The sequence below is a fragment of the Streptomyces sp. NPDC005483 genome (assembly GCF_040606035.1).
GTDB lineage: Bacteria > Actinomycetota > Actinomycetes > Streptomycetales > Streptomycetaceae > Streptomyces.
Genome location: NZ_JBEXEA010000112.1, coordinates 1 through 2,310 on the forward strand (window position 1 = coordinate 1; position 2,310 = coordinate 2,310).

Annotated in this window: 1 protein-coding gene and 2 pseudogenes; all 3 read left to right on the forward strand. The window is 70.2% G+C overall.

Features of this window, described 5'->3' with window-relative positions; all coding sequences use genetic code 11:
- Positions 1-1,064, forward strand: a pseudogene (locus ABZT06_RS50450) (hypothetical protein); the annotation flags it as partial.
- Between the two features lie 200 nt (positions 1,065-1,264).
- Positions 1,265-1,455: pseudogene (locus ABZT06_RS50455) on the forward strand (transposase); the annotation flags it as partial.
- 399 nt (positions 1,456-1,854) lie between these two features.
- Entirely contained in the window at positions 1,855-2,256 is a 402-nt protein-coding gene (locus ABZT06_RS50460; RefSeq protein WP_355756664.1) for a transposase, read from the forward strand.
- The last annotated feature ends 54 nt before the right edge of the window (positions 2,257-2,310 follow it).

The following is a 2,310-nucleotide window of genomic DNA, read 5'->3' on the forward strand; positions in this document are numbered from 1 at the left end:
CCGTCCGGCCCGCCGTGCCACCGCCCCCCGCGCAGTCACCCCAGCCCCACGAGGCCCGGCCCGCCGGAGGGGCTGTCGCCTACCTCGACGCACCCCGGGGCGGAGGACAGGCCGGCCCGTGGCAGCAACAGCCCGCACGCCACCCCGGCCCCTACGGCGCCGGCCCGCTTCCCACGGACACCACATCCACCACCGCGTCCTCATCCGCCGCGTCCTCTTCCAAGGGGCCGGCGGCGGCCACCACGAACGGGCCGCTTCCCGGCCCGGCCGCCGACGACCCGCGGATCATCCGGTGGGCTGCCTCACGCAACTGGACCGTCCCGCACGCCACCACCCTGTTCACCTGGGCATCCGGCATCGTCGGCCGCGCCCTCCAGCACCGCCCCGCCATCGGCGACACCCCCCTCGCAAGCGCCTACCGCGACAGCCTGCACCGCGTCATCATGGCCGTCGCCGTAGCCCGTACCGAAGCCCACACCACTCCCAAGGGCAAGGGCACCGAACTCGCCCCCGACCCCGGCTACGAAGAACAAGTCATCACCCGGCTCCGCGCGGTCTTCACCGCACTCGACACCCACCCGCACGACTCCGCCGCCGTCCGCACCGCCAACGAGAACGCAGCCGAACTCGTCCCCGACCTCGACGACCACGACCTCCACACCCTCCACACCCTCCACGACAACCTGACCACCCCCGAACAGCCCACCAGCCGGCCCACCGGCCACGCCCCGCTCATCCCCGGCACCGAAACTCGCACCGCAACCGGACCCCGAGCCGGCACCGCGGACCAGGACGCCTCCCCCACACTGCACTACCGGCTGCGCCCGGCCCCCGGCCACGACGAAACCGAACACACCGAACACACCGCGCGGGACATCCGAGCCATCGCCGCCGGCCGGCACATCAGCCTCACAGACACCCGACTGGAAATCGAAGTCGCCGAACCCGACCTCCACACCTTGCTCCCCGTCCTCACCCAACTCGTCGAAGACCTCAACCACACCATCCTCGTCATGATCCCCAACCGGGAAGAGCCCCTGCTCAACCTCTGCCCACCCAGCTGACCGACTGCTGTGCACCGGGTGGAACGTAGTGCCGGCCAGGCGACACGACCCCTATGCCCCTGAAGATGTTCACCGGCTCACCGTCCTCGGGTGGGATGCATCGATGACCAGTGAGAACGTGGCTGAGCAGGACGCTGTCGAGTCGGCAGCGGCGGTGTGGGCGAAGGCCGTGGACGACCATCTGATCGACGAGCTGGTGGACCGTGCTGACCGACGTGGGGCCGGTGGAGATCGTCGTGCCCCGCGACCGGGACGGCTCCTTCGAGCCGAAGATCGTCAAGAAGCGGCAGAAGCGCCTGACCGGGAGCGACGAGATGGTGATCTCGCCGGCCGCGAAGGGCCTGACCACGGCGAGGTGCAGGCCCACCTGGCCGAGGTCTACGGCGGCGCCGACTGCGAAAGCCGCTTGGAGCGGTTCGCCGAATCCGCCGCCTGGGGCCGGAAGCATCCGGCGATCGTAAAGCTGCGGGAGAACGCTTGAGAGGAGTTCGCCTCGTTTATGCGGTTCGACACCGGCATAGAAGCCGTTGCCGTACCGATCTTGATGGACGTGGGTTCGACGGTGGCAACTCGGTCGGGTGGTCTTGCTGCACGCCGAGTATGAAGACAGGGCCTCTGGTGCAGCTCGGGGTTGTCGAGACCTTGAGCGCGCCAGGAGGCCCTGTTGTCGCAGTTGTACGCCCTCGCGCCGGCCGGTTCCAACTCGGCTGCCCGGGAGTGTGATTGTCTCGCCCACCGGTTCGGGAGCGCCGGGAACAACCCGCACAGGCGTCCGAGATACCCCTCGGACATGACGGACGCGGAGTGGGCCGTCGTGCGGGACGCGATGCCCGTGCCGTCCTGGCTGGAGGGCCGCGGTGGGCAGCCGGAGGGCTACTGCCACCGCCAGCTGGTCGACGCGGTGCGTTACCTGGTCGCGGGTGGCATCACCTGCCGGGCGATGCCGGCGGACTTCCCCGCCTGGGACCGCGTCTACGCGTTCTTCCGGCGCTGGCGGGACAAGGGCCTGGTCTCCGAGTTCCACGACCGGTTGCGGGATCGGATCCGCGAGGCGGCGGGCCGCGATCCGGAGCCGACCGCGGGCGTCATCGACGCCCAGTCGGTGAAGGCGGCGGCGTCGGTGCCGGCCGCGAGCCGGGGCTTCGACGGCGTGTCCGCGTACTCCCTGAAGTGCTCAGCCAAGTACAGATAAACGTGCTCAGCTCTCAGGCAACGTCGGTCTCGCGCTCGATGGCGGCGAGTCGGT